The following is a 26148-nucleotide window of genomic DNA, read 5'->3' on the forward strand; positions in this document are numbered from 1 at the left end:
GCGCCCGGTACTCCGGGCGGACGAGCGTCAGCGTAGCGGCGGAGTGGCTTCCCCTTATATAGGGACAAAGGGTCTATAAGAATACAAAGGTATAAGAGACTAGGTCGAGGGAGTGCCCGTGGCTGCAGAGTTCCGCACCCGGAGCCGGACGACCGCGGCGGTGCTGGTCATGACGGTCCTGGCCGCCGGAGCCGGGGCCTGGATGGTGCGCGACGGCCTGCGGACCTCCGCCCCGCCGCAGCCCTCGGCCTGGGACGCGGTACCGGCCACCGCGTCTCCGGGGACCTCCGGCAGCGCCGTCGCCCCGGGCGGACCGCAGGTGGCGGCCATGCCCACGGCCGCGCCGGTCCGCATCAGCATCCCCTCGATCGGGGTGGACGCCCCGGTCACCGGCGAGGGCCTGGGCCCGGACCGGCGGCTGAACGTCCCGCCCGACACCGACCGTAACCTGGCCGGCTGGTACCAGGACGGCCCCACCCCCGGCAGCGCGGGCAACGCGATCATGCTGGGGCACGTCGACACCTTCAAGGGCCCGGCCGTCTTCTACGGCCTGGGCGCGATGCACAAGGGCCAGCAGATCGACGTGACCCGCAACGACCACAGCATCGCCGTCTTCTCCGTCGACGCCATCGCGGTCTACCAGAAGGACGACTTCCCCTCGCAGAAGGTCTACGGACCGACGACCCGCCCCGAACTGCGGTTGATCACCTGCGGAGGCGGGTACACCGCGTCCACCGGGTATCTGGGCAATGTGGTCGTCTACGCGCACCTGACCGGCAAGAAGTAAGCCGCCCGGGCGGGTTCGCCGCGGCGATCGCCGCCACAGTGGGCGATATGCCCGGATTTCCAAGGTCGCGGCGGCCGAGCCGGACGGCCCGTACCCCTCGAAAACGGGACCGAAACGGACATTTGACGGCGGCCTGACGTGACGGTCGCCACACGCCCTCGGGGTGGTACGACCGTCCATAGTTGATCCTTCCGCCCGGCGCCGGGCCGCTCCCGCCGTGATCGTCGGCGACCGGCCCGGCGCGTCCGCCGGTTCGCATCCCGGCGCGCCGGGCCACCGCCAGCACTGGCCACCGGGCCGCTCCGGACGGCCGCCGAGGACGCCCGGCACGGACCGCGCGGGCCCGGAGGCGGGCCGCGCGAGCCACCGCCGGGCGGACCGCGCGAACCCTGTTCGACTACGAACCTGCCTAGTAAGTGACGCCCTTGGCCTGCGCCGATGCGCCAGCTAAGAATTAGCCCGGTCACCGGATGCAGCGGCGCCTTCCCGCCGCCTCATCCTCCTTCTGGCACTAGCCCACAAGCGGAGTGCCCAGTGCCCGCCACCCGAGGTGGCCGCTCCCCCTGTCCGGGAGCGGCCGGACACCTTCGGCGGGTACCCCGCCAACCCGATTGAGGTCGAACTCTCCCATGTCCGTTTCCACCCGTATGCGTGCTTCTGCTGCCCTGGTCGCCGCCGCCGCCGGTATTGCCTCCCTGAGCGGCTTCGCCGCCTCCGCCGCCCACGCCTCCACCCCGGTCGCCGCGGTGCATCAGGCCGTGGCCGTCGCCAAGCCGGCCGCCGTCAAGGCCGCCCCGGCCGCCGCGGTCAGCTCCGCCGCCGCCGTCGCCGACGCCAAGGCCCAGGCCGCCGCGCACCTTGCCTACCTCAACAAGGAGGCTGCGCAGGCCGCCCAGCAGGCGTACTACGCCGCGATCCACGGCTCCGCCGCCACCACCACCGCTGCCGCGCCCGCCGCCGCGCCCGCCGCCGCGCCGTCGACCTCCACCACCTCGTCCGCGCAGCAGAACAGCGCTGCGGCCTCCGCGGCGCAGAACGCCTACAACCAGGCCACCGCGAACAGCAACTCCTCCGCGCAGAGCAGCAGTTCCACCGCGTCCAGCGCGTCGAGCTCCTCCTCCTCGGCCGTGGCGAGCGCCGCCGCCTCCGGCAGCCCGCAGGCCATCGCCGCCGCCATCGTCCCGGCCGACCAGCTGGCCTCGTTCGACGAGATCATCTCGCACGAGAGCGGCTGGGACGTCACCGCGACCAACCCGTCCTCGGGCGCCTACGGCCTGCCGCAGGCCCTGCCCGGCGACAAGATGGCCTCCGCCGGCGCCGACTGGCAGACCGACGCCACCACTCAGCTGGAGTGGGCCCTGCAGTACATGAACACCACGTACGGCAGCCCGAACCAGGCGTGGGCCTTCTGGCAGGCCAACGGCTGGTACTGACAGAACCCGTTAGACCACCCCTGCGGCGCCCAGGCACCGGACAGGGGTACCTGCGGCGATCACAACCAGGGGCCCGGCACACGACTTCGTGTGCCGGGCCCCTGCAGTGCTGCCCCTCCCACCCCTCGGCAGCCTTCGTCCTCCCCCGGTGACGACGCCAGGCGTCAGGCGTCAGGCGCCGTCAGGCGTCAGCGCGTCAGCTCAGCGCGCTGCCGCCGCGACGACGGCGACGCATGGTCGCCACCGCGCCTGCTCCGGCGCCGGCCAGCAGCACCGCGCCGGCCGCCGTCTCGACCGGGTTACCGGTCAAGACGGAGCCGCCGGCACCGGTCGCCACCGCACCGGCCGGCGTGGTGGTCGCCGGGGTGGTCGTGGTCGTGGTCGCGGGCGTGGTGGTCGTGGTGGTCGACTTCGAGGTGGAGCTGGAGCTGCTGGACGCGGAGATGGTCAGCGGCGTGGTGCCGGACTCCCCGCCGCAGGTGAAGGTCACGCTGTACTGCGCGCCGGGCTTGGCGTCGGTGCCCACCGTGGTGGTACCGGTCTGCGAGGTGCTGTTGCCCGACAGAGTGACCGTGTTGAACAGAGCCGGGGCCGCCGCCGTCGCAGTGGAGCTGCAACCGGTCGCCGCGAAGGCCACGGTGCCGCCGGGGGCCACGGTCGTGGGGAACACACTGAACCCGAACGAGGTGACATTGCTGCTGGTGCCACCCTGGGCGAACGCCGCCGGGGTGGACAGACCGACGACCGCAGCGGCCGCGATCAGGGGCACGGCTATCGTGGTTCGACGCATGGAGGAAATCCCTTCCATCAGTTCCGGCGAAACGCCGCGTGCCCGAACAGGCACCGAAAGCGACATTTCGTCCTTGATGGCGACGCTAGGCCGCCGCACCGGCGACGGCGACCGGAAAGCCCGGTAATGGCCCCGGCATTGCTCCGAACGGGCATCGACACCGCTCTGAACTGGGGTTTCTCCAAGCCGCCAGCTCCGACGGAGCCGTTGGCCACCCCGTACGACAGGGGCCGCCCCGATGCCGGAGCGGCCCCTGCACGCCCCCTCGGGGGCACTGAACTGCCTTGCGAAGATGTGGATTGACTGATCGTCAGGTGGCTGCGGACTGGAGTGCCCGACGGTAGATGGACAGGCACAGCTGGCACTGCTGCTCCTGGTGGGCCGGTCCCTGCTGGACCGGTGGAACGGCGACGCCGCCGAACAGCGTGCGTCCGCAGAGCATGTCGGCGCCGGTGTCCTTGGCGATGTGCCACAGGTAGACGGGCTGGGCGGTTCCGGAGAGCGAATCGGTGACCTCAGGTCGCATCTGATGCATGGCGTGGTCCTCTGTCCCAGGTGATGGACCCCGCCTCTCGGCGACGGAGGTCCCGTCAGGATGCAGGAAGGACTCAATCCTTATACGAATCAGCCACGGCGGGCACGGCGGTCCCCCGACGCCGTCCGCCGAACGGGCGACGCCAGCCGCTGCGCCACCGAGCCGCCGAACAGCACCGACTCGGCCAGCGCCGGCACCGGGTCGTCCAGGCAGAACCAGGCCCGCTCGGTGCTGCGGCGCGGCAGCAGCTCGGGCGGCAGCCGCCGCTCCCGCCAGGCCCAGACCGCGGCCGAGGGCAGGTCGAGCTGGCCGACGGTGTAGGCCCGGGCCCGTTGCCGGGCGCGGCGCGGCACCGGACGTCCGGTCAGGTCCAGGTGCAGGGCGCGCACCACGTCCACCCCGTCCTCGGTCTCGAACAGCCGGAACTGCGCGCCGGTGCGCGGGTTGAAGTCGACCAGCTTGTAGCGCCCGTCGCGGCGGTCGAGCCGCCAGTCCAGATCGGCCACGCCCCGGTAGCCGACCCGGCGGCAGAACTCCCGGGCCTGCTCCGCCAGCGGCGGGTTCTCCAGCGCGCGGGCGCGGGTGGTCACCCCGGCGTCCGGGGGCCAGGAGCGGATCTTGCGCGCGGTGAAGACCAGCGGCTCCGACCCGTCCGCCGGGCAGTAGAGGTGGGTGATCCAGTCCTCCGCCTGCTCCGGCGGCAGGTACTCCTGGACCAGCACCGACGGCACGGTGTCCGCCGGGAAAGCCGCCAGCAGCTCGCGCTCGTCCCGGACGACGGTGGTGTGGTGCACGGCAGGCGCCCGCAGCCTGGTCCACGCCTCCAGGTTCTTCAGCACCAGCGGGTAGCCGAGTTCCCGGCCGGTGGCCAGCAGTCCGGCGCGGTCGGTCGGGGCCCGGGAGAGCGGCGTCGGCACGCCGTGCTCCAGGCAGAGCCGGTGCAGGCCGTCCTTGTCGGCCAGCCGCCGGGGCAGGCCGGCCGGGACCGGCGGCAGCAGGAACCACTCGGCCAGCCGGTCGGCGTGCTCCGCCAGCAGCAGCGCGGCCTCGTCGTCGGTGGCCACCGCGACACTGCGCCGCCCGATGGATCGGCCGATCGCCAGCAGCGCGTCCGCCAGGTCGGCCGGCTGCTCGAAGCCGGTGCTCGGCCGGACGAACCGGCCGCCGGTGTAGCGGCACAGCGCCGCCGGGGTGAGCCGGTTCTCGACCACCGCGTGGACCGGCACCCCGCCGCGGCCCAGCGTGCGCAGCGCGCCGACCCCGCCGTGGTGCTGCGGATAGCGGCCCACCTTGACCAGCAGCGCCGGGACGGACCGGTCCAGCGCGGGCCCGGAACGGTGCATCACGACCTCGATCCGGTCGGCGCGGCGGCGGGTGGCGGCCAGCGGGGGCGGGCAGCGGCGGACGGGCGGCACCGGGCCGCAGGGCAGGCGGCGGCGAACGTCCGGCGCTCACGTCCTCCGCCCATTCTGCGAGGCGGTCCGCCGTCGCGCGACCCGATGCGGTGCGGCCCGCGGCCCGGGCCGCACCGCCCGGGCGGGGATTCGAACACGAATGGCCGAAGTAATTTCCGGGCCGACCGGGTACATCGTAGGGACTGGAGACCCATATCGAGGAGGACTCCCGATGGCCGTTCCCCTTTACCCCTGTCCCCCGCGCCGGGGCGCCTCGTCCGACGGGGCACGACGGTGACGGGCCCGTCGGCGGCACCGGTCACCGTCGTCGGCGCCGGACCGTACGGCCTGGCCACGGCGGCGCACCTGAGTGCGCGCGGTGTCCCGGTGCGAATCCTCGGCGAGCCGATGGACAGCTGGCGCACGCGCATGCCCGTGGGAATGTTCCTGAAGTCCACGCCGCGCGCCTCGACCATTTCCGATCCCACCGGCGCATTCAGCCTGGACCGTTTCCGGGCGGCCGAGGGCCGGGTCTCCGGCGGCGACCAGCACCCGGTTCCGCTGGACGAGTTCGTACGCTATGGACTCTGGTTCAACGAGCAGTGCGTCCCCGAGGTGGAGCGGACGGCGGTGCGCCGCATCGACACCTGGGGCGACCAGTTCCGGATCTCGCTGGAGTCCGGCGAGGAGTTCACCAGCGACTCGGTGGTGCTGGCCACCGGCCTCAGCCCGTACGCCCACGTGCCCCCGAACCTGGCGGCCCTGGCCGGCGACGGGCTGGTCTCGCATCCGGCGGACCACGCCGACCTGGGCCGGTTCGCCGGGCAGCGGGTGGCCGTGGTCGGCGCCGGGCAGTCGGCGCTGGAGAGCGCCGCGCTGCTGCGCGAGGCGGGCGCCGTGCCCACCATCGTGGCCCGCACCGACCAGCTGCTGTTCGGCACGCCCCCGACGACCGACCTCCCGGCGGACGAGCCGTGGACCGTACGGGTGGTCAAGCCGCCGTCCCCGCTCGGCCCCGGCTGGTCGCTGCGGGCCTTCAGCGGCATCCCGGCCGCCTACCGCTACCTGCCGGTGGACGTGCGGGCGCACCTGCTGCGGACCGTGCTGGGCCCGGCCGGCGCCTGGTGGCTGCGGGCGCGGGTGCAGGGCCGGGTGGACGTGCTCACCGGGCGCTCGGTGCGGTCCGCGCAGCGGGCCTCCTCGGGCGCGCGGCTGGTGCTGGCGGACCGCAGCGGCGGCACCGAGGTGCTGGACGCCGACCACGTGCTCGCCGCCACCGGCTACCGGGTGGACGTGGACCGGATCGGGCTGCTGGCCCCGGGCCTGCGGGGGATGGTGCGGCGCACCGGTACCGCGCCGCGGCTGTCCGCCGGCTTCGAGTCCTCGGTGCCGGGGCTGTACTTCACCGGCCTGTCCGCCGCCGCGACCTTCGGCCCGCTGCTGCGCTTCGTGTGCGGCACCGGATTCGCCGCCGGGCGGATCAGCAGCGCCGTGGCGGCCCGCCGATGACCGACGCGGACGCCACCGCTGCGGACGCCAGCGCCTCGGACGCCAGCGACGCGAACACCGCCGCCGCGCGTCCGGCGGCCGTCCGCCCGAAGGCCGGGCCGCGGATCGGCCCGGCCGCGGCGTCCGAGGAGGCGGCTCCTTGCGCGACCGACCGGAGCTGATCCCGACCGGTCCGGCCACGGCGGTGCCCCTCCCCGGCGGGAGCGCTCCCCTCGGGGCGGCCCGGCTCTCCGGGGGCGGGCTCGCCCGGGCGGTCGCCGCCCGCGTCGCGCTGCCGCTGGCGCTGCTGCTGTGGCTGCTCTCGCTGCGCGGCGTGGCGCTGGACCGGATGCGGGACCTCGGCCTGCTGCAGGTGCTGCCCCCGGCGTACTGGGCGGCGGTGGTGCTGCTCACCCTCGGCTTCGTGCTGGCCCTGTACGACCGGCGGACCGGCGCCGGGTGGCTGACCGGCTACGTGCTGGGGCTGATCGCGGTCATCCACGCCACCCCGGCGCTGCTCTACCCCGTGCTGCGCTACTCCTGGGCGTGGAAGCACCTCGCCATCATCGACGCGATGATGCGGCACGGCGGCCCGGTGCCGAACGCGGGCACGCTGGCGATCTACAACCAGTGGCCGGGCTTCTTCGCGCTGAACGCGCTGTTCCTGCGCGCCACCGGGCTGCACTCGGCGCTGGGCTACGCCCAGTGGACGCCGCCGGTGGTCAACGCGCTGCTGCTGGCCCCGCTGCTGCTGCTCTACCGGACGGTCAGCCACGACCGCAGGCTGGTCTGGGGCGCGGCCTGGATCTTCTACTCCTGCTCCTGGGTCGGCCAGGACTACTTCTCGCCGCAGGCGTTCGCCTTCCTGCTGTACGTGGTGGTGCTGGCGGTGGTCTTCCGCCAGCTGGCGGCCGAACGCGAGCGCACCGCACAGGGCCCGGACGCCGAGGCGGCCGCGGATGCGGGCGCCGGTGCGGGCAGGCATCCGGGCGGGGCCACGCCGGTACTGGCCGCCTCGGCGCAGCCCGCCGGGAGCGGCGCGCCCGGCCGCGCCCCGCACTGGGGCCGGGTCTGGGGCTGGGAGCCCTCCCGGCTGCTGCTGGTGCTGCTGATCGAGGCGGCGATCATCTCCTCCCACCAGCTGACCCCGCTGATGCTGGTCACCGTGCTGGCCGCGCTGTCGCTGCCGCGCCGCAACCGCCGAGTCACGCTGCCGCTGCTGGTGAGCGCGGTGGTCATGGTGGTGGCCTGGGGCGCGACCGTGGCCCGCCCGTACATCTCGGCCAACCTGCGCAGCTTCGGGCAGGCGCTGCTCTCACCGGACGGCAACGCGGTCTCCGGCCTGGCCGGCCTGGGCTCGGCCGCGCCCGGCCAGGTGGTCACCGACCTGGTGGACCGCAGCCTGTCCGCCGCCGTGTTCCTGCTGGCCGCGGCCTGCTTCGTGCGCCGGCCCTGGACCAGGCGCACCGGCATCCCGCTGGCCGTGCTGTCGCCGCTGCCGCTGCTGGCGGCCAACAGCTACGGCGGGGAGATCATCTTCCGGGTCTACCTGTTCGCGCTCCCGGCCATGGCCTTCATGGTCGCCGCCCTGGTGCTGCGCTCCGGCGGGCGCCCGCCGCTGCGGGTGGCCGGGGTGTCGGTGCTGCTGCTGGGCCTGCTGGGCGGGCTGTTCGTCAGCTACGACAGCAAGGAGCAGATGAACTGGTTCACCCGCAACGAGGTGGACGCCGCCGCGTACGTCACCGGCACTCCCCCGGGCTCGGTGATCGTGGCGCTGACCGACAACGTCCCGGGCATCTACCAGCACTACGACGACCACCGGTTGGTGCAGCTCTACCAGCAGGCGCCGGAGATCACCTCGCTGCTGGTGCAGAACCCGCTGGCGGGCCTGGATGCGGCGGTGGCCGGGGCGCCGCCCGGGGCCCCCGCCTACCTGGTGTTCACCCGGGGCCAGGAGGCGCAGCTGTACCTGACCGGGCTGCTCCCGAAGGAGACCTTCGGGCAGTTGGAGGAGGCCGTGAGCAGCACGCCGGGTTTCAGCGTGGTCTACCGCAACCCCGACGCCGTCGTGTACCGCTTCGTGCCCAATCCCGTGCCCGCGACCGGCGCGGTCCGATCGGGCGCGGTCCGATGAGGAGGCAGCGCCTGCGCCGGCTCCTGGTGGACCTGGGCATCGCCGGGTCCGGCTGGGTGGCGCTGGCGTCCACCGCGCTGCCCGCCGCCGACCCGCTGCGGGTGCTGCTGGTGACGGCGTTCACGGTGCTGGGCCCGGGCGCGGCGGCGGTACGGCTGGCGGCGCGCCCGCCGGGCCGCCGGGACCGGCCGTCGGCGGCGCTGGAGGCGGCGGTGCTGACGGTGGCGCTGAGCCTGTCGCTGGGCGCGCTGGTCGCCGAGGGCTTCTTCCTCAGCCACGGTCTCAGCGTCCGCCGGGCCCTGGGGGTACTGGCGGCGCTGACCACGCTGCTGGTGCTGCTGGCCCAGTTCGGGCCGCGCGGCGGGCGCGGACGTCGGGCCGGACGCCGGGCTGACCGGCGGGCGGCACGGACGGCAGCGGCAGCGGACGGCCCGGGGCGGGCGCCGGGGGCGGCGCGGCGGATGCGCGGCCGGGCGGTGCGGGCCGTGGCCGCCGCCGGGCTGCTGCTGACCGCGGCCTGCGGCGGCCGGGCCTCCGCGCCGTCCCCGAACGCGCCGTTCTCTGTGCCGCCCCGGGCGTGAGCACCCCGGCCACGCCCCCGGCGACCTCGGGCCCGGCCGCGCCCGGCAGCTGGCGGCTGGTCTTCCACGACGACTTCGACGGCGCCTCGCTGGACCCGGCCCGCTGGACCACCTGCTACGACTGGAACCTGGGCGGCTGCACCAACGCGGGCAACCACGAGTCGGAGTGGTACCTGCCCGGCCAGGTCGCCGTCGGCGGCGGCGTGCTCAGCCTGACCGCGACCCGCCGGGCCACGATCGGCTCGGACGGCGACAGCTACGCCTGGCGTTCCGGGATGGTCTCCACCGGCCGTGACTCCTGGGCGGGCACGCCCCGGCACACCTTCGAGCAGGGCTACTTCGCGGCGTCCATCCGGGTGCCCTCCGGGCAGGGGCTGTTCCCGGCGTTCTGGCTGATGCCGGACACCCGCTCGACCCCGCCGGAGATCGACATCGCCGAGTTCGCCGGAAGCGCGCCGCAGGTGCAGATGACCCTGCACTGGGCCGGTCCGGGCGGCGCCGATCTGCACCAGCAGCGGCGCTACGGCCCGCTGGACCTGGCCGCCGGCTACCACGTCTTCGCGCTCGACTGGGAGAGCACCTCGCTGACCTGGTACGTCGACGGGGTTTCCCGCTACCGGCTGACCGACCACATCCCGGACGTGCCCATGGAGATGCTGCTCAATCTGGCCGTGGGCTATCCCACCGAGCCGCCGCCCTCGCTGGGTTCGGCGGTGATGCAGGTGGCCTGGGTCCGTGTCTGGCAGCACTGAGCCACAGCAGCACAACTGACGCCACGTCAACTCTCGGGTGGACCGCCGACGGGCCGACCGAGCCCGGCGCGGAGCCTGCGGTAGGCGCGCCAGCTCTTGGTGCGCAGCTGCTCGGGCATGGGCGCGACTGGCGCGCCCCGCCCGGCGGTCCAGTTCTGGAACTGTTGTGACGTGATGTCAGATCGAAGCATCAGCCTGGAGATGCGCAGCGGGCTGTCGGCCGGCGAGCTGAACGCGTAGCCGACCCCGCAGGCCGAGGACCATCCGGCCTTCTGCACCTTGCGCCGCACCGCCGGGCTGGAGTAGCCGTGCGGGTAGGCGAAGGCGGTCACCGGGTGCGCCACCACGTCTTCCAACTCCCTTTTGCAGAGCACTACTTCATCGTTGAGTTGGCGTCCGGGCACGGTGTCGAGCTGGGCATGGGTGCGGGAGTGGCCGCCGATCTCGACGCCGTAGGCGTCCAGCGAGGCGATCTGACGCCAGTTCAGCATCGGTGCGGGCGGCAGCAGGCTGCCGGTGGCCCGACCGCCGGGGGCGTGCACCGCGCCGGTGGTGACGTAGAGGGTGGCGGGCAGTTCGCGTTCGGCCAGCAGCGGGGCCACCGTCCAGTAGAAGTCGGCGAAGCCGTCGTCGAAGGTGAGCACCGCGCTGTGGGCGGGCACGTCGGGGCCGCCGCGCTGGGCGGCGACCAGTCGGCGCAGCGGGATCACCGACAGTCCGCTGTCGGCGATCCGGTCCAGCTGCTCCACGAAGGTCCTCGGGGTGACCGTGAACGGCGCTATCCACGCGGGCGGGTCGTCCGTCACCGCGTGGTAGAGGAAGACCGGGACGGTGGTCACGGTGCACCCCCGCCGGTGGCCGCCCCGCTCAGGCGGCCGGCGGCGTAGCCGAGCACGGTGGCCCCGACGCCCGCGGCCAGGGCCGCGGAGGTGGCGGTTTCACTGCCCGATCCGGGCCGCAGGCCGCGGGCGAAGGCGCGCGTGACGGTCGAGCGCAAGTAGGCGCGTTCGCTGGCCAGGGCCGGTCCGGCGCCGGCGTGGCGGGCGACGGCGGCCTTGGACAGGCCCTCGGCGTAGCAGCGGGAGCGGAAGTAGGCCCAGCGGGTGCGGGCGGCGGGCACGTGGTGGCGGACGACGGCGGCGGGCTCGTACAGCAGCACGCCCTCGCGGTCGCGGGCGGCGATGCGCAGGCAGAGCTCGGTCTCCTCGCAGCCCAGCGGGCGGGTGCCGACCCGGCCGAGGTCGGTGCGGAAGCCGCCGGCGGCGAGGATCGCCGACCGCCGGAAGGACATGTTGGCGCCGATGAAGTTGCGTACCGCGGACCGCCGTTCGGGCATGCCCCGGTAGCAGCAGCCGACCACCCAGTCGAACTCCGGCGGGAACCAGCCCGGTCGGCCGGTCTCCCACCAGGCGCGGACCATGCCGCCGACGCCGAGGACGCGTGGGTCGCGGTAGCCCTCCAGCAGGCGGCCGCTCCAGTCGGGCCGGGCCACGGCGTCGTCGTCCAGGAAGGCCACCACCTCGCCGCCGACGGCGGCCACGCCGGTGTTGCGGGCGCCGGAGAGGCCCTGCCGCTCCCGGTTGGGGACGATCCTCAGGTCGGGAAACCGCTCCCGGACCCGGGCCGCCAGTTCGGCGCTGTGGTCGGTCACCAGCACCAGCTCCGCGACGGGGGTGCGCTGGCGGCGTACGGACTCGACGGCGGCGCACAGGTCGTCCAGGCGGTCCACGGTGTAGCCGCAGATCACCACGGACAGGGATGCGGGCGTGTTCATCGCGGCCTCCTCGGTGCGGCGGTACGGGTGGTGACGGGGAGCCAGCGCCGCAGCGTGAGCAGCAGCGGCAGGCCGAGCGCGCACTCGGTGATCAGCCAGGCGACGCCGACCCCGGTGACGCCCATGACCGGCAGCAGCAGCGCGCTGAGGCCGAGTACCAGGATGCACAGGGCGGCCTGCAGGCCGACCGCCCAGGCGAGCTTCCGGCGCGCCCGGGCGACGTCCACGGCCACGCCCACCAGCAGGTTGGGCACGGCGGCCACGGCCAGCAGCCGCAGCAGGGTGGTGCCGTGCTCGGCGTAGCCGGGGCCGAACAGCCGCAGCAGCCAGGGGGCGGTGACGCCGAGCAGTACGGCGGCGGCGGTGAGCAGCGCGCCGCTGTGGCGCAGCACCCGGCGGGCGTTCTCGGCGAGCCGTTCGGGGGCGTGGGCGGCCTCGACGATCATCGAGCTGCCCATGTTGTAGGCGGCCAGGAACAGGGTGTAGGCGATCACCCAGGCCAGCGAGAAGTAGGCGCTGTCGGTGCTGCCGAGCCGGTCCAGGACCAGCAGCGGGGCGGCGTTGTAGGCGGTGAGCCGGAACAGCGCGCCCAGGTAGTCCGCGGCCGCGTAGCGGAGCATCCGCGGCGGTGCGGCGGCGGTGGCGGCGGCCCGTTCGTGGGCCGGCACGGCGTGCCGGAACAGGTAGACATTGGTGACCAGCAGCGCCACGATCAGCGCCCCGGCCCAGGAGACCAGGATGCCGGCGCTGAGCGCGAGGATGCCGCAGCCGACCAGCAGGACGACCTTGACCGTGGCGAAGACGGCGTTCTCGCCCAGGACCCAGCCGGTACGGCGCAGTCCGGTCAGCGCGCCGTCCTGGAGTACGAAGATGGCGTAGCCGGCGGTGGCGGCGACGAAGCAGACCGCGGCCACCGGGGTGCGCAGGTAGTCCAGGCCGGGCGCGACCACCGGCACCAGCACCAGGAAGAGCACCGCGACCGCCGTGCTGAAGGCGGCGCTCGCGGTGTAGCAGCGCAGGGTGAGCCGCCGGGTGTGCCGCCCGGCGGAGGGCACGAAGCGGACCAGGATGTCGGCCAGGTTCAGCTGCCCGATGCCAGCCAGCAGGGAGGCCGCCGACAGCGCGGCGTAGCTGCGGCCGACCGAGGCGGTGCTGTACCAGGAGGTGGCCAGGATCCAGTAGATGGCGCCCAGGGCGGCGGTCACCAGCGCGCTGAGGTTCAGCACGTGCCCGTTGCGCAGCAGCGGCTCGCTGTTCCGCGGAACCCGCAGCCGGGACCGCAGCGACACGGTGCGGGTGTACTGCGCGGGCGCCGCCGCCGGGGTCTCCACTCGGGTGGTCATGACGCTACCGGCTCCGGCTGCCGCGGCCCGGGCCCCGGCCGGTGGCCGTGGTCGAGCCTGCGGGTGCGGTGCAGGCTGCGGAGGTAGCCGACCGGCCCGTACAGCAGGCCCTGGACCTCCAGCAGGGTGAGCCGCCGCGACCAGCCGTCCCCGGTCCCCGCCCCGGCACCGGCCTCGGCTCCGGCTGCTGCGGCTCCGGCCTTGGCGGAGCGGCGGCGGGTGGCGGCGTAGTGGATGCCGCGCGGCAGCCTGCGGGCGAGTGCCGGGAGCATGTCCGGTTCGTTGGCGACGGCGGCGGCGAGGAAGGCCCCGAGGCCCGTGCCGTAGCCGAACGCCTGGTCGACCAGGGCCTGCGGGGTGCGGCGGTCGCGGTGCCAGACGACGGCGTCCGGGCGGTAGGCCAGGGTGGCCCCGGCGACCAGGGCCCGGAAGAAGCCGAGCAGGTCGTCGCCGCCGCGGGCGGGGGTGCCGGTGCCGGTGGCCGGGTCGAAGCCGCCGAGGCGGCGCAGCAGGTCGGTGCGGTAGGCCATGTTGGCGCCCGAGCCGAAGCGTCCGGCGGTGAACGGGAACAGCGGGTCGCCCGGCGGCCGGTCCAGCGACCAGGAGCGCGGGGTGAAGCCCTTGTCGTAGCCGCCGTGCCGTTGCAGGTCGGCCTGGGTCCTGGTCTCCAGCTCGGCGGGCACGATCAGCCCGGTGACACAGCCGGTGCGCGGGTCGGCGGCGAATGCCTCGGCCAGCGCGGCGGGCCACTCCCGGTCGACGACGGTGTCGTCGTCGGTGAAGGCGGTGATCTCGCCGCCGGCCGCCGCCAGGCCGCAGTTGTGCGCCCGGGCCAGCCCGGCGACGGGTTCGCGCAGGTAGCGGACCCGGTCCTGGTATTGCCTGCGGATCAGGGCCTGGGCGTCGTCGTTGGCCGGGGCATTGTCGACGACGATGACCTCCAGCCCCGGGTAGCCGGTCCGCAGCAGCGAGTCCAGGCACTCCCGGAGCGTACCCACCCGGTTGTGGGTGGCGACCACCACGCTGATCGTCGGCGGGTCGGCCAGCACCTCGGCCCGGCGGGCCCGGCAGGGGTGCGGTCCGTGCGCGGCCGGGAAGGCCGGCTGTCGCAGGGCGTCCGCGGCCAGGTGCCGGGCGATCGGCTCGGCCAGCCGGTGCTGGGCGGCGTCGACCAGCGCCCGGCGCATCCCGGCGGGGTCGCCGGGAACGCCGGTGGCGCTGACCAGTCCGAGCGGGTGTCCGTGCAGTCGCACCAGCGCCAACACGCGTCCGTCCGGGCCGGCCGGGCGGGGGCGCAGCGGCGAGCGGGGCTCTCCGGCGTCGTCCAGGTCCAGTTCGACGACCCGTGCGGGGGTGTAGGGCGATTCGCGGGCGACAAGGCAGGGGCAGGCCGGGTCGGTGCGCTGGTCGTGGCCGTTCATGTCTGCCCCACCGCGGCGGCCTCCGCAGCGGCGGCGGTCGCGGGGATCCGGGCGCCGGGGCGCTCCTCGATCAGGGTCCGCAGCACCCGGCGGCCGTCGGCGACGGCGTGCAGGTGCGAGCGCCCGTTGCGGCGGGGGAGTTCCAGGCTGGGGACCTCGGCGATGCGCAGGCCCGAGCGCAGTGCGTGGGTGATCATCTCGGCCTCGATCTCGAAGCCGGTGGACGTCAGGTCCAGCTCGTCCAGGAAGCTGCGGCGGAAGGCGCAGTACCCGTAGCACAGGTCGGTCAGCTTGGCGTCGTAGAGCCGGTTGACCACGGCCAGCAGCGCGCGGTTGCCCAGCGAGCGGATCCGGGTGAGGTCCAGCGAGCCTCCGCCGGCGACGAACCGGGAGCCCTTGACGAAGTCGAAGCCGTGGTCGAGGAAGTGCAGGAAGTGCGGGATCTCGTCGGGCGACATGCTGCCGTCGGCGTCGATCATCACGATGTACTCGCCGGTCGCGGCGCCGAAGCCGGTGCGCAGGGCGCTGCCCTTACCGCGTCCGGTCTGCTGGACCATGCGCACGGCGGGCAGGCACTGCGAGGCCATCCGCAGGGTCGCGTCGCTGGAGTCGCCGTCGACCAGGATGACCTCGTCCACGCAGCGCGGTATCTGTTCGAAGACCCAGGGGATGTTGCGGGCCTCGTTGTGCGCGGGGACGACCAGGCTGACGGTGTGTCGGAGCGCGGGTGCGTCGTGTTCGCGCCGGTGCGGGTGCTGCTCGGTGCCGTCGGCGGTGGTGGAGAGGTCGGCTGCGCGGTCCGTCGCGCGGCGGCCGGGTCGGCCGTCGCGGTGGCCGCGGGTGGCCGGTTCGTCGGGCCCGGCGGGCGGCGCTGCTTCGTCGGGGACCGCGCGGACGACCCGGGCGGAGGCGGCCTCGGCGGGGAAGCCGCGCGTGGTCTCGGACAGGCGCTGCGATTGGGGCAGACGCTGGGATTCGGGCAGAGTGGTGCTCATCCTGGTGCCTCTCCGGAGGCGGGGGGCGCGCCCGGGAACGGGTCGCACCGTACGGGGTGCTGGACGCGGGGCTCAGCGGGGTCGTGGAACGACCGGGCCGCATGCCTGCCGCAGTGCACACTGCTCCCCTCGGCGGGGGAAGGAGAACGATCGTCCGAAGCAGGTGACCCGCGAAGGTGTGCTCCGGTGCGGCGACGGAACCGTCGCTCTCGAACTCAGACGCCTGGGCGTCGACAGATCCGAACTGGCGTATGTACTGCCGCACTAGTGACCAGTGCGGTGCCATAGACCCATCATCCTCAGATTCGTCACCCAGAGTCAAGACCATCCGGGGTATTTCTGGGATTTCTGATGAATTGCCCGATACCAGCGACCAGTTACTACCCTGAGTAGCCGTCGGTGGCCGCAACTGCGGCTGCGATCCGGCGCGAGATCTCCCGTGGCCGCTCCGGGCGGCCGAAGTACCAGCCCTGCGCCCAGTCGCAGCCCATCTGCCGCAGTCGCTCGGCGTGCTGCTCGCTCTCGACCTCCTCGGCGGTGACCGTCAGCCCGAGGGTGTGCGCCAGCGACACCACCGCTCCGACGATCCGCCAGCCCAGCGCCTCGTCGCGCTCCGGGTCGTGCAGGTCCGCGACGAAGGGGCCGGCGATCTTCAGGCCGGACACCGGCAGGTCCCGCAGGTAGGCCAGGTTGGACCAGCCGGTGCCGAAGTCGTCCACGGCGAGCGAAACCCCCATTGCCACAAGCGAGTTCAGCACCTGGAGGGACTCGTCGTCCCGGCCCACCACCGCGCTCTCGGTGATCTCCAGCTGGAGCAGCGCCGGATCCAGCCCGGTCGACCGCAGGATGCGCGCGACATCGGGCACCAGCCCGGCGTTGCGGGTCTGCCGGACCGCCAGGTTGACGTTCACCTGCGGCGCGGCCGGGCCGAACCGGCGCGCCCACTCGGCCGCCTGGCCGCAGGCCTGCTCCAGCACCCACCGGCCCAGCGGCATGATCAGGCCGGTCTCCTCCGCCGTGGCCACGAACTCCTCCGGGCCGAGCACCCCCAACTGCGGGTGGCGCCAGCGCACCAGGGCCTCCACCGCGACCAGGGAGCCGTCGGACAGCGCGCACAGCGGCTGGTAGTCGACGAAGAACTCGCCCCGGTCCAGGGCCACCGGCATCCGCACGGACACGGCGTAGCGGCTGACCGCGCGGGCGTTGTGCCGGGGGTCGTAGAGCATCCACCGGCCGCGCCCCTGCTCCTTGGCCCGGTACAGGGTCAGGTCGGCCGCGCGGACGGCGGCCATCGGCGTGGTGGTGGCGACCCTGCGCTCCAGCACCCCGACGCTGGCCCCGACCGACAGCCGGTGGTCGCCCACCAGCACCGGCCCGGCCAGAGCGCCCAGAACGGTCTTGGCGACGGCCACCGCCTCCTGCTCGCCGCTGCAGTTCTCCAGCAGCACCACGAACTCGTCGCCGCCCAGCCGGGCCACCAGGTGGCCCATCGGCACCAGCGCGGCCGACAGCCGCCCGGCCACCGCTGCCAGCAGCTGGTCCCCGGCCTCGTGGCCGAGGCTGTCGTTGATCACCTTGAAGCCGTCGAGGTCGACGTAGCAGAGCGCGAACCGGGCGGCCGGGTCGGGCGCCTCGAACAGCCGCTCCAGCCGGTCGAAGAAGGCCGCCCGGTTGGGCAGGCCGGTCAGCGGGTCGTGGGTGGCCTGGTGCCGCAGCCGCTCCTGCAGCCGGCTGCGGTCGGTGATGTCCTCCAGCATGGCCACCTGGTAGCGCGGCGCACCGTCCTCGTCGCGGATCAGCGAGACCGTCAGATGGGTCCAGACCACCTCGCCGTCCTGCCGGTAGTACGGCTTGTCCACCTGGAAGTGCTCGCGCTTGCCGCTGACCAGCTCGCCGTAGGCGTCCCAGACGCCGGGGGTGTCGTCCGGGTGGACCAGGTCGTCCACCCGGCTGCCCTGCAGATCCTCCGGGCGGGCGCCGAACAGCTCCCCCAGCGCCGGGTTGACCTGCAGGATGCGGCCCTCCAGGTCGCCGATGCCGATGCCGATGGCGGCGCCCTCGAACAGCGCCCGGAACCGGGCCTCGGAATCCCTCAGCGCCCGCTCGGCGCCCCGGCGGGCGGTGTCCGCCGCCAGCCGGATCGACTCCTGCTCGCGCAGGGTCCGCTCGCGCAGCGCCATCGCCCACCCGGCCGCGAACGCCCCGGCCAGCGCCGGGCCCCGGCCGTCGTCCGCGCCGTGGTCCGCGCCGTGGTCCAGCAGCAGCTCCACCGCCCGGGCCAGCGTCGCCGGATCGGTGTAGTGGGCGTGCACCAGCATCGCCCCGGCCTCCGAGGCCGGCCCGGGGTCGACCGGCTCGCTGGTGCGCGCCAGGTTGAGCAGCACGGTGGTCCGGTTGACCAGCCGGCGGGTGGTGCCCGAGGTGAGCGTGCCGTCGTGGGCGGAGCGCAGCAGATCGCCCCACGCCTCGCAGAAACGGTCGGCCGGCTCCCGGTCCCCGTCGTCCTCGGACGCGGAGGCGTGTGCGGAGGCGTTCACGAGCGGAGCCCCACCCCTGCCATGCCTGTCAGCCGCTCGGGGTGGGGCCCCACCGACGCGGGATTGTCCGGATGCCACTCGGGGAGGTAGACCACCCCCGGCTCGACCAGGTCGAATCCGGCGAAGAAGTCGGTGATCCGCTCCCTGGTGCGCATGGTCAGCGGGGTCGGGGTGCGCGCGTAGAGGTCCTGGTGCGGGCCGGCCTGGTCCGGGCGGCCCTCCAGCCCGGCGTGCGAGAGCACCAGCAGGCTGCCCGGCGGCAGGGCGTCGCGCACCGCCGCGACCAGCCGCTCCGGCTCCTCGGCGTCGGTGACGAAGTGCAGCACCGCGACCAGCAGCACCGCGACCGGTAGGCCCGGCCGCAGCAGGGCCTGCACCGCCGGCTCGGCCAGCAGTCCCTCGGGGTCGCGCAGATCCGCCTCCACCACCTGGCTCAGCGGGTCGTCCTCCAGCAGCAGCCGGCTGTGCGCCACCGCCACCGGATCGCGGTCCACGTAGACGACCCGGGCGTCCGGGGCGGCCTCGCGGGCGATCTCGTGCACCGCGCCGAAGGTGGGGATGCCCGAGCCGATGTCCAGGAACCGGGTCACCCCGCGCTCGGCGGCGTACTGCACCGCCCGGCGCAGGAAGGCCCGGTTGGCCCGCATGATCGACGGCAGCTCCGGCCACAGGGCCATGGCCTTGCGGGCCATCTCCCGGTCCACCTCGAAGTTGTGCGAGCCGCCCAGGTAGTAGTCGTACACCCGGGCGGCGTTGGGCTTGTCGAGGTCCGTTCCCGCCGGCACCCACGTCGGTCGAGTCATGGCGGGACTCCTTCGGCTCGGAGCGCGGACAGCGAACAGCAAAAGCCTCCTACCGTTGCATACCGGGTGCAACCCCTGAACACAGGAGACCCGTCCGCTCCCGTCGGCCGTCCTGCGCCCCTCCGGCACCGGGCCCGGGGGGCCGGTTCGCCGGGCGGCGGGGGGCTGCCGGTGTCAGTCCAGCCGCGCGCCTGTGTCAGTCCAGCCGCGCGCCGCCGTCCCCAACGCCGTCCGCGCCGCCGGGCGCGGCCGGGCCTGCCGCGGCGCCGCCCTGGACGTCCGCCGGCGCCCCGGGCCCTTCCTCGGTCGGGTCGGCCTGTCGGCCCCGCTCCAGCCCGAACAGGGCCACCAGCGCCGCCACCGCCATGATCCCGGCCATGGTGTAGAAGACGCCGCGGGTGGCGTAGGCGAAGTCCAGCCGGATGAAGTGCGGGATGGTCGAGGTGTTGCCGGAGCCCCCGCCCTGCGAGGACTGCGAGATGGCGGACGCCGTGGCCGACGCCTGCGCGTGCGGCATGCCCTGCGCCAGCAGCGAGCTGAGAATCCGCGAGCGGAACTGCGAGACCAGGATCGTCCCCAGGATCGCCAGGCCCAGGCTGGCGGAGTAGTTGCGGACGGTCTGGGTGATGCCGGTGGCCTCACCGTAGGAGAGCCGCGAGGCCCGGTTCAGCGCGTCCGTGCTGGCCGGGCTCAGCATGAAGCCCATGCCGGCCCCGGCCAGGATGACATACCACATCTGCGAGTTGAAGTCGAGCCCGGTGACCTTGCCCGCCCACAGCGCGAAGCCCACCGCGGACAGCGCGCAGCCCAGCGTCACCGGGCGCTTGGCGCCGCCCCGGTCCAGCATCCGGCCGCCGATCTGCGAGGCGACGACGAAGCCGAGGAAGAAGTACAGCAGGTACAGGCCCGCCTGCGAGGCCGACTTGCCCAGGGCGATCTGCGCGTACTCGCTGGCGAAGAAGAACACCGGGACGAACACCAGCATGGCGACGCCGAGCACCATGTTCTCGACCAGGAACGCCCGGATCCTGAAGATGTCGACCTGGATCAGCGGCGACTCGGTGCGGCGCTCGACGAAGAAGAAGACCACCAGCAGCGCCAGGCCGGCCGCGATGCACAGCCCGATGCCGGGGTTGCCCCAGCCCCACACCTGGGACTGCTGGAAGCCGAAGACGCTGAGGCCGACCCCGGCCACGATCAGCGCCAGGCCCCGGTAGTCCATCGGGGCGGGCCGGTGCTCGGTGACCGGCTTGGACAGCCAGATCAGGATCAGGGCGATCACGGCCACCGGGATGTTCACCCAGAAGATGGCCCGCCAGGTCCACTCGGTCAGGTAGCCGCCGAGGATCGGGCCGATCGCGGTCAGGCCGCCGGCGATGCCGAAGAAGATCGCCAGCGCCCGGCCGCGCTCGCGCAGCGCGAAGGTCTGCACCACGATGCCCAGGGCGGCCGGGAACATGATCGCACCGCCCGCGCCCTGGACCGCCCGGAACGTCACGATCCACGCCTCGGCCGCGCCGCCCTTCGGGGTCAGCCCGCACATCGCGGAGGCCCCGGCGAACAGCAGCACCCCGAGCACCACCATCTTCCGGTGGCCCACGGTGTCGGCGAGCCGCCCGCCGAAGGCGAACAGCGCGGCCAGCGACAGCAGGTAGGCGTTGACCGCCCACTGCACGCCGGTGCTGCTCAGCCCCAGCTCGCGCTGGATCTGCGGCACGGCGATGGAGACGATGGTCTGGTCGATGAAGGTCATGGCGACCGCGAAGATCATCGCGGCGAGCACGAGATTCCTCGGGCGCCCGGCCGTGCCTGCGCTGACGGTCATGCTCTCTCCTCGGCTGATGCAGACGCGCTGGCCTGATCCGGTCGCGGTCGTCGACGTGCACGCGTGATACACACCACGTTCGATCACCGGAGACATTACTGCCAGCGAATCGCGGCTACCGGTGAACCTTCGTCCGCGCTCAGGGGGCGCCCTCAGCGTGCGTAGAGCCCGTCGAGCCGCCCCCGGGCCAGGACCGGCCCGGCGACCGCGCCGAGGACGGCCGCAGGCTTGGCACCGTCCAGTGCCGCCCCGCCCGCAGCCGAGGTGAGCGCGGCGGGGAGGGCGAACAGCTGGAAGGCGTACCGGTGCGTGCCGTGGCCCCGGATGGGCTCCGGGCCCAGGTAGCCGCGCCCCATGCCGGAGCGCAGCACCCGTACTCCCCCGGCCGGGCCCTGCGCGTCCAGCCCCCCGGCGGGCAGCGACCGCAGGGCCGGTTCCAGCAGTGCGACGCAGTGCACGAACGGGGTCCTGGTCGGCGAGTCCACATCCTGGACGACCAGCAGCAGTTGGGCGGCGTTCTCGGGCGTGCCGGTCCAGGCCAGCGCCGGGGAGGTGTTGCGGCCGCCGGCCCGCCTGCCGGCGTGGGTCAGCGCCAGGGTGGCGCCGTGGTCGAAGTCGGCGCTGCGCAGCTCCAGCATCTCCGGCCCGGCCAGGGCCGGGAGGTTCCAGGCGAGCCGGCTCTCGCCGGCGCGCTTGTTCTTCAGCAGGGATCCCAGGAGGGGCACGGTCGTCTCCGGCCTTTCATCGATCACAGCGGATTACTGCGTTCGGCGTTCGCAGTTGATGCCGCCTAAGCTACTGCATACGTCGTTCGCAGAAAAGGAGGGCCCATGACCGAGTCGCCTGTCCCCAGCATCTGGCTTCGCCCCGCGCGGGCGGCGCGGGGTCCGGCTCCGACCTTCGACCGCGACCGGATCGCGGCTACGGGCGTCGCCCTGGCCGACGAACAGGGGCTGCCCGCGGTGACCATGCGGGCGGTGGCGCATGCCCTGGGGGCCGGACAGGCATCCCTCTACCGCTATGTGGCCACCCGCGACGAGCTGCTGGAGCTCATGGTCGACCGGGTCAACGGCGAGGTCTCGTACCCCGGCACGGGCTCCGCCTCCGGTCCCGCTTCCGGCGAGTGGCTCGCCGACCTGCTGGAGCTGGCCCGGCAGAGCCGGAGGGTCTGCCTCGCCCACCCCTGGCTCCTCGATGCCACAGCATCGAGGAGCCCACTGGGGCCGAACGCGGTCGCCTACCTGGAGCACGCCCTGGCCGCCATGGCCGGTCTCCGGGTCAGCGCCCGGACCAAGCTGGAGGCCGTCGGGGTGCTCGGGGCGGTCGTCACCGCCCTCACCCGGGCCGAGCTCACCCAGCGCCTGGCCGGGCAGAGCGTCCCGCAGTGGCAGCGGGCGCAGGCGGAGTACCTCGCCCGGGTGACCGATGCGGGCGACCACCCGCACCTGGCCGCCGCTCTCGCCCCCGCACCCCGGATCAGTCGCGGGGAGTCGCAGGAGCTGCTCTTCGACCGCATCATCACCCGGATGCTGACCGGGCTGCTGCACTCCGAGGAGTGAGCCGACGGGTCGTCACTCCCTCTCAGCCGAGCGAGATCTCGCCGCCGGTGACGGTGATGGTCTTGGCCGCGAGCGGGGAGGGCGCCGGGCCGCGCGCCACCGAGCCGTCGGTGATGTGGTACTGGCTGCCGTGGCAGGGACAGGTGATCAGGCCGTCCGAGACGCTTCCGACGATGCAGCCCTGGTGGGTGCAGACGGCGGTGAAGCACTTGAACTCACCGGCCGTCGGCTGGACCACTACGACCTGCTGCGAGGTGAACACCTTGCCGCCGCCGACCGGGATCGCGCTGGTCGGGGTGAGCCCCTGGGCGGCCGACCCCTCCGACGAGGAGCTCTGCGACGCCGAGCCCTGCGGCGCGGGAGCCGCCCCCGAGCCGTCCGAACCGGACGAGCCGCCGGAACTGCCGGAGCTGCCCGAGCCGCCGGCCCCGCAGGCGGTGAGCAGCGCGGCGGCACCGGCGATGCCGGTCCCCGCCAGGACCGTACGCCGGGCCGGGACGTGCGCGTTCCGGGGAGCGCTCGCGGATGCCTGGTCGTTCGCCATCGGTTACTCCAAACACGGGGAGGGGTAGCTGTCCCGGACCTCTACGCACCCCGCGCGCCGCGGGTTCACCCCCGTCCCGCGTTCCCCCGTCATTCCCCCGTCCGGCGCAGCGCCGGCTGTCAGCCCGTCACGGCGGCCAGCTCCGCCGCCGCGGCGGCGAGCACCATGTCCAGCGCGGCCGGATAGGCGCTCAGGTTCATCCGTTCCACCAGCAGGGCTGCGGTGGAGGCGATATGGGGGTGGGTCAGCTCGGGGAGCCTTGCGTAGGTGGCCTTCCAGACCTCCTCGTCCAGCTGCCGGGCGGCTGCGGGCATGGCGATGGAGGCGGCGTCCAGGGCGGCGAAGGCCAGGCTCTGGTCGATGAAGACGTGGTAGATCCGCACGGCGGTGCGGTCGGGGAAGCCGGCTCCGCGCAGCAGGCCCAGGATCGCCTCGTCGGCCGCGATCTCGTGCGGTCGCCCGCTGACCCGGTTGGCGGTCAGCACCGCCGCCTGCGGGTGGGCCAGGTAGGCGGAGTGGATCCGCAGCCCGAGGTCGCGCAGGTCGGAGCGCCAGTCCCCGACCGGCTGCCAGTGCTGCACCGCCCGGCTCATCAACTCGTCGGCGATGGCCAGGACGAGGTCGTCCATGCCGTTGAAGTACCGGTAGACCGCGCTCGCGTCGGCGCCGAGGCCGAGCCCGAGACGGCGGGCGGTCAGCCCCTCCGCGCCGTGCTCGCTCAGCATGCGCAGCGCGGTCTCCACTATCAGTTCGTGCGAGAGCACCTGCCCCTGCTTGGTCCGCCGCCGCCGTTGCCGCGCGTCCTGCGGCACCACTGTCTTCGCCATCCAGCAAGCTTATGCCAACGCCATTGACGTTCGTCGAGGCGCTGGCGTTTGATCGTCACAGGGCCGCAGAACCGCCCACAACCTCGGAAAAGATCGGATTTCACCATGCGCGTACTGCTTGTGGGAGCCGGCGGCGTCGGCACCGCCATCACCCGGATCGCCGCCCGACGGTCGTTCTTCGACCACATGGTGGTCGCCGACTACGACCTCTCCCGGGCCGAAGCCGCCGTGGCCGCGCTGGTGGAGCGCGATCCGGCCGAATCCCGCTTCAGCGCCGCCCGCATCGACGCCTCCGACCAGGCCGCCGTCACCGCGCTGCTGAACGCGCACCACTGCGATGTGTTGATGAACGCCACCGATCCGCGTTTCGTGCTGCCGCTGTTCGAGGCGGCGCTGGCCGGTGAGGCGCACTACGTGGACATGGCCATGTCGTTGTCGCAGCCGCACCCGGAGCGCCCGTACGAGCTGACCGGCGTCAAGCTCGGCGACGGCCAGTTCGAGCGCGCCGACGCCTGGGAGAAGGCCGGGCGGCTGGCCCTGGTCGGCATGGGCGTGGAGCCGGGCCTGTCCGACGTCTTCGCCCGCTACGCCGCCGACGAACTCTTCGACGAGATCGAGGAGATCGGCATCCGCGACGGCGCCAACCTCACCGTCGACGGCTACGACTTCGCGCCGTCCTTCAGCATCTGGACCACCATCGAGGAGTGCCTCAACCCGCCGGTGGTCTACGAGTCGGACCGCGGCTGGTACACCACTCCGCCCTTCAGCGAGCCCGAGGTCTTCGACTTCCCCGAGGGCATCGGCCCGGTGGAGTGCGTCAACGTCGAGCACGAGGAGGTGCTGCTGGTGCCCCGCTGGGTGGACACCAAGCGGGTCACCTTCAAGTACGGCCTCGGCGACGACTTCATCGACAAGCTCAAGACCCTGCACGCCCTCGGCCTGGACCGCACCGCCCCGCTGACCGTCCCCAGCGACCGCGGCCCGGTGCAGGTCTCCCCGCGCGACGTGGTCGCCGCGGCCCTGCCCGATCCGGCCGGGCTCGGCGACCGCATGCACGGCAAGACCTGCGCCGGCACCTGGGTCAAGGGCCTCCGGGACGGCAGCCCGCGCGAGGTCTACCTCTACCACGTGGTCGACAACCAGTGGTCCATGCGCGAGTACGGCTCCCAGGCCGTCGTCTGGCAGACCGCGATCAACCCGGTCGTCGCCCTGGAACTGCTCGCCTCCGGCGCCTGGTCCGGCGCCGGCGTCCTGGGCCCCGAAGCCTTCGCCCCCAAGCCCTTCCTCGACCTGCTCATCGCCTACGGCTCCCCCTGGGGCCAGCGCGAGCAGTGACCCCGGACCGGGCCCCGCTCAGGTTTTGTAGAGGTTGAGGTCGTCGTTCATGAACAGCTGGACGAAGCCGCAGCTCCAGCAGATCAGGCCGGTGGCGGACTCGTTGGCCCAGCCCAGGTTCAGCAGCTCCATGCCGGAGGTGTTCAGCGTCACCTCGCGGTCACGGAAGACCTCGCCCCGGCAGAAGCCGCAGGTGATCCAGACGTCCCCGATCGCCGCCCGCACCGGCTTGGCCATGCTCCGCACCTCTCCCCGCACCCGCCGGTGCTACACCGCGCCGAGCGTGGGCCCGGAGCCGGGCCACAGCATAGTCAGGGCCGTGACCAGCCGCGTTCCGAGGGCCAGTAGGCGGCCAGGGCGGCTGCCGTGACCGGGTCGAGGTGGCCGCGGGCGACGGCCGCCCCCAGGGCGGGTATGGCGGTGGACGCGCCGGGCGCCTCCGGGCCGGGCAACGGCAGCCGCTCGGTGCGGGCCAGGAGCAGCAGCCGGACCGCCGCCGCCACCAGGGCCGGGGCCGCCACCACCGGCTGCACCAGGGGGTGGAGCAGGTCCAGGCCCATCCACTCGTAGTCGTCGCCGGCCAGTTCCGGAAACCAGTCCCAGCCCCGGTCGGGGCCCCAGGCCAGCCGGAGGCCGTCGTACCCGGCGGTGGCCGCACGCCCGGGGGCGAGCGTGACCAGCGCGTACGGGGGGTCGCCGCCGGGCGGGTACGCGGACTCGACGGCGGCGCAGTCCGGGCCCAGGGCGGCGGCGACAGCGGCGATGTACGGGCCGTGGGGATCGGGGGTGTCGGTCACGGCGGTTCCCTTCGGGTTGCGCGCGGAGGTGGTGTATCAGTCGCCCGAGCAGCCCCAGAAGGCGACGTCGGTCGGCCGGTCGTGCTCGTGCAGGACGAGGTAGAGGCCGGTCCAGCGCATCCGGCACTCGTCGGCCAGGGTGGTGGCACCGGCGCTGCGCTCGGCCTCGCACCGCTGCTGGTACTGGCGGCGGGAGGGCCGCTCGGTGCCGAAGTGGTGCAGGACGCGTTCGGGGGCGAGCGGCCGTATCGTGCTGTAGTCGTCGGAGACGGACGGCTTCGGCGGCGCGGTGGTCGTCACCACGCGGCAGACGTCGAGGATGCTGTGCGTGCCCTCCTCGCCCATGAACTCCTCGTCCTGCCACAGGTCGCGCAGCGTGGCGTAGTCGCCCGCGTACTCGGCCTGGAACAGCTGCTCGTGCAGCCGGGCCAGGGTGGTGGCCACGTCGGTGTCGAACGGGGTGATGTAGTCCCAGCCTGATGCGCCCATGCGTG

The 26148-nt window shown here is 73.7% G+C and carries 26 protein-coding genes; 9 read left to right on the top strand and 17 right to left on the bottom strand.

What is annotated here, in order from left to right; translation table 11 throughout:
• Positions 1 to 118: 118 nt before the first annotated feature.
• Positions 119 to 787 carry a class F sortase gene (locus GXW83_RS19035; RefSeq protein ID WP_370466735.1) on the top strand — a complete coding sequence of 223 codons (669 nt, stop codon included), beginning with the start codon at positions 119 to 121 and terminating at the stop codon, positions 785 to 787.
• 629 nt (positions 788 to 1416) lie between these two features.
• A complete protein-coding gene (locus tag GXW83_RS19040) occupies positions 1417 to 2220 on the top strand; it encodes a lytic transglycosylase domain-containing protein (protein WP_182444233.1) in 804 nt (267 codons plus the stop codon).
• Between the two features lie 196 nt (positions 2221 to 2416).
• Here GXW83_RS19040 and GXW83_RS19045 read toward each other — a convergent pair whose 3' ends face one another.
• From GXW83_RS19045 to GXW83_RS19055, 3 genes are all read right to left on the bottom strand, one after another.
• The gene (locus tag GXW83_RS19045; protein WP_182444234.1) at positions 2417 to 3010 is read right to left on the bottom strand and encodes a hypothetical protein; all 594 of its coding nucleotides are present in this window, start codon (positions 3008 to 3010) and stop codon (positions 2417 to 2419) included.
• Between the two features lie 310 nt (positions 3011 to 3320).
• Complete coding sequence (locus tag GXW83_RS19050) at positions 3321 to 3545, bottom strand: hypothetical protein (RefSeq protein WP_182444235.1); 225 nt, start codon at positions 3543 to 3545, stop codon at positions 3321 to 3323.
• 89 nt (positions 3546 to 3634) lie between these two features.
• The gene (locus GXW83_RS19055) at positions 3635 to 4960 is read right to left on the bottom strand and encodes an ATP-grasp domain-containing protein (RefSeq protein WP_182444236.1); all 1326 of its coding nucleotides are present in this window, start codon (positions 4958 to 4960) and stop codon (positions 3635 to 3637) included.
• A 273-nt stretch (positions 4961 to 5233) separates the two neighbouring features.
• On the opposite strand from GXW83_RS19055, the gene GXW83_RS19060 reads away from it, so the two are divergent.
• Genes GXW83_RS19060 through GXW83_RS19080 form a run of 5 tightly spaced genes read left to right on the top strand, consistent with a single transcriptional unit; the run spans position 5234 to position 9894 of the window.
• On the top strand, positions 5234 to 6448 hold the full coding sequence (locus GXW83_RS19060) for an FAD-dependent oxidoreductase (RefSeq protein WP_225447099.1): 1215 nt from the start codon (positions 5234 to 5236) through the stop codon (positions 6446 to 6448).
• Positions 6445 to 6609: a hypothetical protein gene (locus tag GXW83_RS19065; RefSeq protein WP_182444238.1), complete on the top strand. Its 165-nt coding sequence runs from the start codon at positions 6445 to 6447 to the stop codon at positions 6607 to 6609. The genes GXW83_RS19060 and GXW83_RS19065 overlap by 4 nt, the downstream gene beginning before the upstream one ends.
• On the top strand, positions 6588 to 8561 hold the full coding sequence (locus GXW83_RS19070; RefSeq protein ID WP_182444239.1) for a glycosyltransferase: 1974 nt from the start codon (positions 6588 to 6590) through the stop codon (positions 8559 to 8561). The genes GXW83_RS19065 and GXW83_RS19070 overlap by 22 nt, the downstream gene beginning before the upstream one ends.
• On the top strand, positions 8558 to 9142 hold the full coding sequence (locus GXW83_RS19075) for a hypothetical protein (RefSeq protein WP_182444240.1): 585 nt from the start codon (positions 8558 to 8560) through the stop codon (positions 9140 to 9142). The genes GXW83_RS19070 and GXW83_RS19075 overlap by 4 nt, the downstream gene beginning before the upstream one ends.
• Positions 9139 to 9894 carry a family 16 glycosylhydrolase gene (locus GXW83_RS19080; RefSeq protein ID WP_182444241.1) on the top strand — a complete coding sequence of 252 codons (756 nt, stop codon included), beginning with the start codon at positions 9139 to 9141 and terminating at the stop codon, positions 9892 to 9894. The genes GXW83_RS19075 and GXW83_RS19080 overlap by 4 nt, the downstream gene beginning before the upstream one ends.
• Before the next feature lie 26 nt (positions 9895 to 9920).
• Here the strand turns inward: GXW83_RS19080 and GXW83_RS19085 are convergent, their stop codons facing one another.
• From GXW83_RS19085 to GXW83_RS19125, 9 genes are all read right to left on the bottom strand, one after another.
• A complete protein-coding gene (locus tag GXW83_RS19085) occupies positions 9921 to 10733 on the bottom strand; it encodes a polysaccharide deacetylase family protein (protein ID WP_182444242.1) in 813 nt (270 codons plus the stop codon).
• Positions 10730 to 11668 carry a glycosyltransferase family 2 protein gene (locus GXW83_RS19090; RefSeq protein ID WP_182444243.1) on the bottom strand — a complete coding sequence of 313 codons (939 nt, stop codon included), beginning with the start codon at positions 11666 to 11668 and terminating at the stop codon, positions 10730 to 10732. The genes GXW83_RS19085 and GXW83_RS19090 overlap by 4 nt, the downstream gene beginning before the upstream one ends.
• Positions 11665 to 13011: a lipopolysaccharide biosynthesis protein gene (locus GXW83_RS19095; protein WP_182444244.1), complete on the bottom strand. Its 1347-nt coding sequence runs from the start codon at positions 13009 to 13011 to the stop codon at positions 11665 to 11667. The genes GXW83_RS19090 and GXW83_RS19095 overlap by 4 nt, the downstream gene beginning before the upstream one ends.
• Entirely contained in the window at positions 13008 to 14432 is a 1425-nt protein-coding gene (locus GXW83_RS19100; RefSeq protein WP_182444245.1) for a glycosyltransferase family 2 protein, read from the bottom strand. Before GXW83_RS19100 ends, GXW83_RS19095 begins: the two co-directional genes overlap by 4 nt.
• Positions 14429 to 15427, bottom strand: a complete 999-nt coding sequence (locus GXW83_RS19105; protein WP_225447100.1) for a glycosyltransferase family 2 protein — start codon at positions 15425 to 15427, stop codon at positions 14429 to 14431. The genes GXW83_RS19100 and GXW83_RS19105 overlap by 4 nt, the downstream gene beginning before the upstream one ends.
• A 380-nt stretch (positions 15428 to 15807) precedes the next feature.
• The gene (locus tag GXW83_RS19110; protein WP_225447101.1) at positions 15808 to 17964 is read right to left on the bottom strand and encodes a bifunctional diguanylate cyclase/phosphodiesterase; all 2157 of its coding nucleotides are present in this window, start codon (positions 17962 to 17964) and stop codon (positions 15808 to 15810) included.
• Positions 17961 to 18767, bottom strand: coding sequence for an SAM-dependent methyltransferase (locus tag GXW83_RS19115; protein ID WP_182444246.1), 807 nt, complete (start codon positions 18765 to 18767; stop codon positions 17961 to 17963). The genes GXW83_RS19110 and GXW83_RS19115 overlap by 4 nt, the downstream gene beginning before the upstream one ends.
• A gap of 196 nt (positions 18768 to 18963) precedes the next feature.
• Positions 18964 to 20592, bottom strand: a complete 1629-nt coding sequence (locus tag GXW83_RS19120) for an MFS transporter (RefSeq protein WP_182444247.1) — start codon at positions 20590 to 20592, stop codon at positions 18964 to 18966.
• 152 nt (positions 20593 to 20744) lie between these two features.
• Positions 20745 to 21317, bottom strand: coding sequence for a YbhB/YbcL family Raf kinase inhibitor-like protein (locus tag GXW83_RS19125; RefSeq protein WP_182444248.1), 573 nt, complete (start codon positions 21315 to 21317; stop codon positions 20745 to 20747).
• A 105-nt stretch (positions 21318 to 21422) separates the two neighbouring features.
• On the opposite strand from GXW83_RS19125, the gene GXW83_RS19130 reads away from it, so the two are divergent.
• Positions 21423 to 22151, top strand: a complete 729-nt coding sequence (locus tag GXW83_RS19130) for a TetR/AcrR family transcriptional regulator (protein WP_225447102.1) — start codon at positions 21423 to 21425, stop codon at positions 22149 to 22151.
• 22 nt (positions 22152 to 22173) lie between these two features.
• On the opposite strand, the gene GXW83_RS19135 is transcribed toward GXW83_RS19130, so the two are convergent.
• A complete protein-coding gene (locus GXW83_RS19135; protein WP_182444249.1) occupies positions 22174 to 22695 on the bottom strand; it encodes a Rieske (2Fe-2S) protein in 522 nt (173 codons plus the stop codon).
• Positions 22696 to 22814: 119 nt separating this feature from the next.
• A complete protein-coding gene (locus GXW83_RS19140) occupies positions 22815 to 23522 on the bottom strand; it encodes a TetR/AcrR family transcriptional regulator (protein ID WP_182444250.1) in 708 nt (235 codons plus the stop codon).
• Between the two features lie 105 nt (positions 23523 to 23627).
• Here GXW83_RS19140 and GXW83_RS19145 point away from each other — a divergent pair, with 105 nt between their 5' ends.
• A complete protein-coding gene (locus GXW83_RS19145) occupies positions 23628 to 24857 on the top strand; it encodes a saccharopine dehydrogenase family protein (protein WP_182444251.1) in 1230 nt (409 codons plus the stop codon).
• A gap of 18 nt (positions 24858 to 24875) precedes the next feature.
• Here the strand turns inward: GXW83_RS19145 and GXW83_RS19150 are convergent, their stop codons facing one another.
• From GXW83_RS19150 to GXW83_RS19160, 3 genes are all read right to left on the bottom strand, one after another.
• Positions 24876 to 25094 (bottom strand): hypothetical protein, encoded by a 219-nt coding sequence (locus GXW83_RS19150; RefSeq protein WP_182444252.1) that lies wholly within the window; start codon positions 25092 to 25094, stop codon positions 24876 to 24878.
• 74 nt (positions 25095 to 25168) lie between these two features.
• Positions 25169 to 25654, bottom strand: coding sequence for a DUF6292 family protein (locus GXW83_RS19155; RefSeq protein ID WP_182444253.1), 486 nt, complete (start codon positions 25652 to 25654; stop codon positions 25169 to 25171).
• Positions 25655 to 25690: 36 nt separating this feature from the next.
• Positions 25691 to 26143, bottom strand: coding sequence for a hypothetical protein (locus GXW83_RS19160; RefSeq protein WP_182444254.1), 453 nt, complete (start codon positions 26141 to 26143; stop codon positions 25691 to 25693).
• Between the last annotated feature and the right edge of the window lie 5 nt (positions 26144 to 26148).

Source organism: Streptacidiphilus sp. PB12-B1b (genome assembly GCF_014084125.1).
Lineage (GTDB): Bacteria > Actinomycetota > Actinomycetes > Streptomycetales > Streptomycetaceae > Streptacidiphilus.

Coding starts and splice junctions, on each gene's coding strand:
- GXW83_RS19040 (WP_182444233.1), top strand. CDS start 1,417: ATGTCCGTTTCCACCCGTATGCGTGCTTCTGCTGCCCTGGTCGCCGCC.
- GXW83_RS19045 (WP_182444234.1), bottom strand. CDS start 3,010: ATGCGTCGAACCACGATAGCCGTGCCCCTGATCGCGGCCGCTGCGGTC.
- GXW83_RS19050 (WP_182444235.1), bottom strand. CDS start 3,545: ATGCATCAGATGCGACCTGAGGTCACCGATTCGCTCTCCGGAACCGCC.
- GXW83_RS19065 (WP_182444238.1), top strand. CDS start 6,445: ATGACCGACGCGGACGCCACCGCTGCGGACGCCAGCGCCTCGGACGCC.
- GXW83_RS19075 (WP_182444240.1), top strand. CDS start 8,558: ATGAGGAGGCAGCGCCTGCGCCGGCTCCTGGTGGACCTGGGCATCGCC.
- GXW83_RS19090 (WP_182444243.1), bottom strand. CDS start 11,668: ATGAACACGCCCGCATCCCTGTCCGTGGTGATCTGCGGCTACACCGTG.
- GXW83_RS19095 (WP_182444244.1), bottom strand. CDS start 13,011: ATGACCACCCGAGTGGAGACCCCGGCGGCGGCGCCCGCGCAGTACACC.
- GXW83_RS19100 (WP_182444245.1), bottom strand. CDS start 14,432: ATGAACGGCCACGACCAGCGCACCGACCCGGCCTGCCCCTGCCTTGTC.
- GXW83_RS19105 (WP_225447100.1), bottom strand. CDS start 15,427: ATGAGCACCACTCTGCCCGAATCCCAGCGTCTGCCCCAATCGCAGCGC.
- GXW83_RS19115 (WP_182444246.1), bottom strand. CDS start 18,767: ATGACTCGACCGACGTGGGTGCCGGCGGGAACGGACCTCGACAAGCCC.
- GXW83_RS19120 (WP_182444247.1), bottom strand. CDS start 20,592: ATGACCGTCAGCGCAGGCACGGCCGGGCGCCCGAGGAATCTCGTGCTC.
- GXW83_RS19130 (WP_225447102.1), top strand. CDS start 21,423: ATGACCGAGTCGCCTGTCCCCAGCATCTGGCTTCGCCCCGCGCGGGCG.
- GXW83_RS19135 (WP_182444249.1), bottom strand. CDS start 22,695: ATGGCGAACGACCAGGCATCCGCGAGCGCTCCCCGGAACGCGCACGTC.
- GXW83_RS19140 (WP_182444250.1), bottom strand. CDS start 23,522: ATGGCGAAGACAGTGGTGCCGCAGGACGCGCGGCAACGGCGGCGGCGG.
- GXW83_RS19145 (WP_182444251.1), top strand. CDS start 23,628: ATGCGCGTACTGCTTGTGGGAGCCGGCGGCGTCGGCACCGCCATCACC.
- GXW83_RS19150 (WP_182444252.1), bottom strand. CDS start 25,094: ATGGCCAAGCCGGTGCGGGCGGCGATCGGGGACGTCTGGATCACCTGC.
- GXW83_RS19160 (WP_182444254.1), bottom strand. CDS start 26,143: ATGGGCGCATCAGGCTGGGACTACATCACCCCGTTCGACACCGACGTG.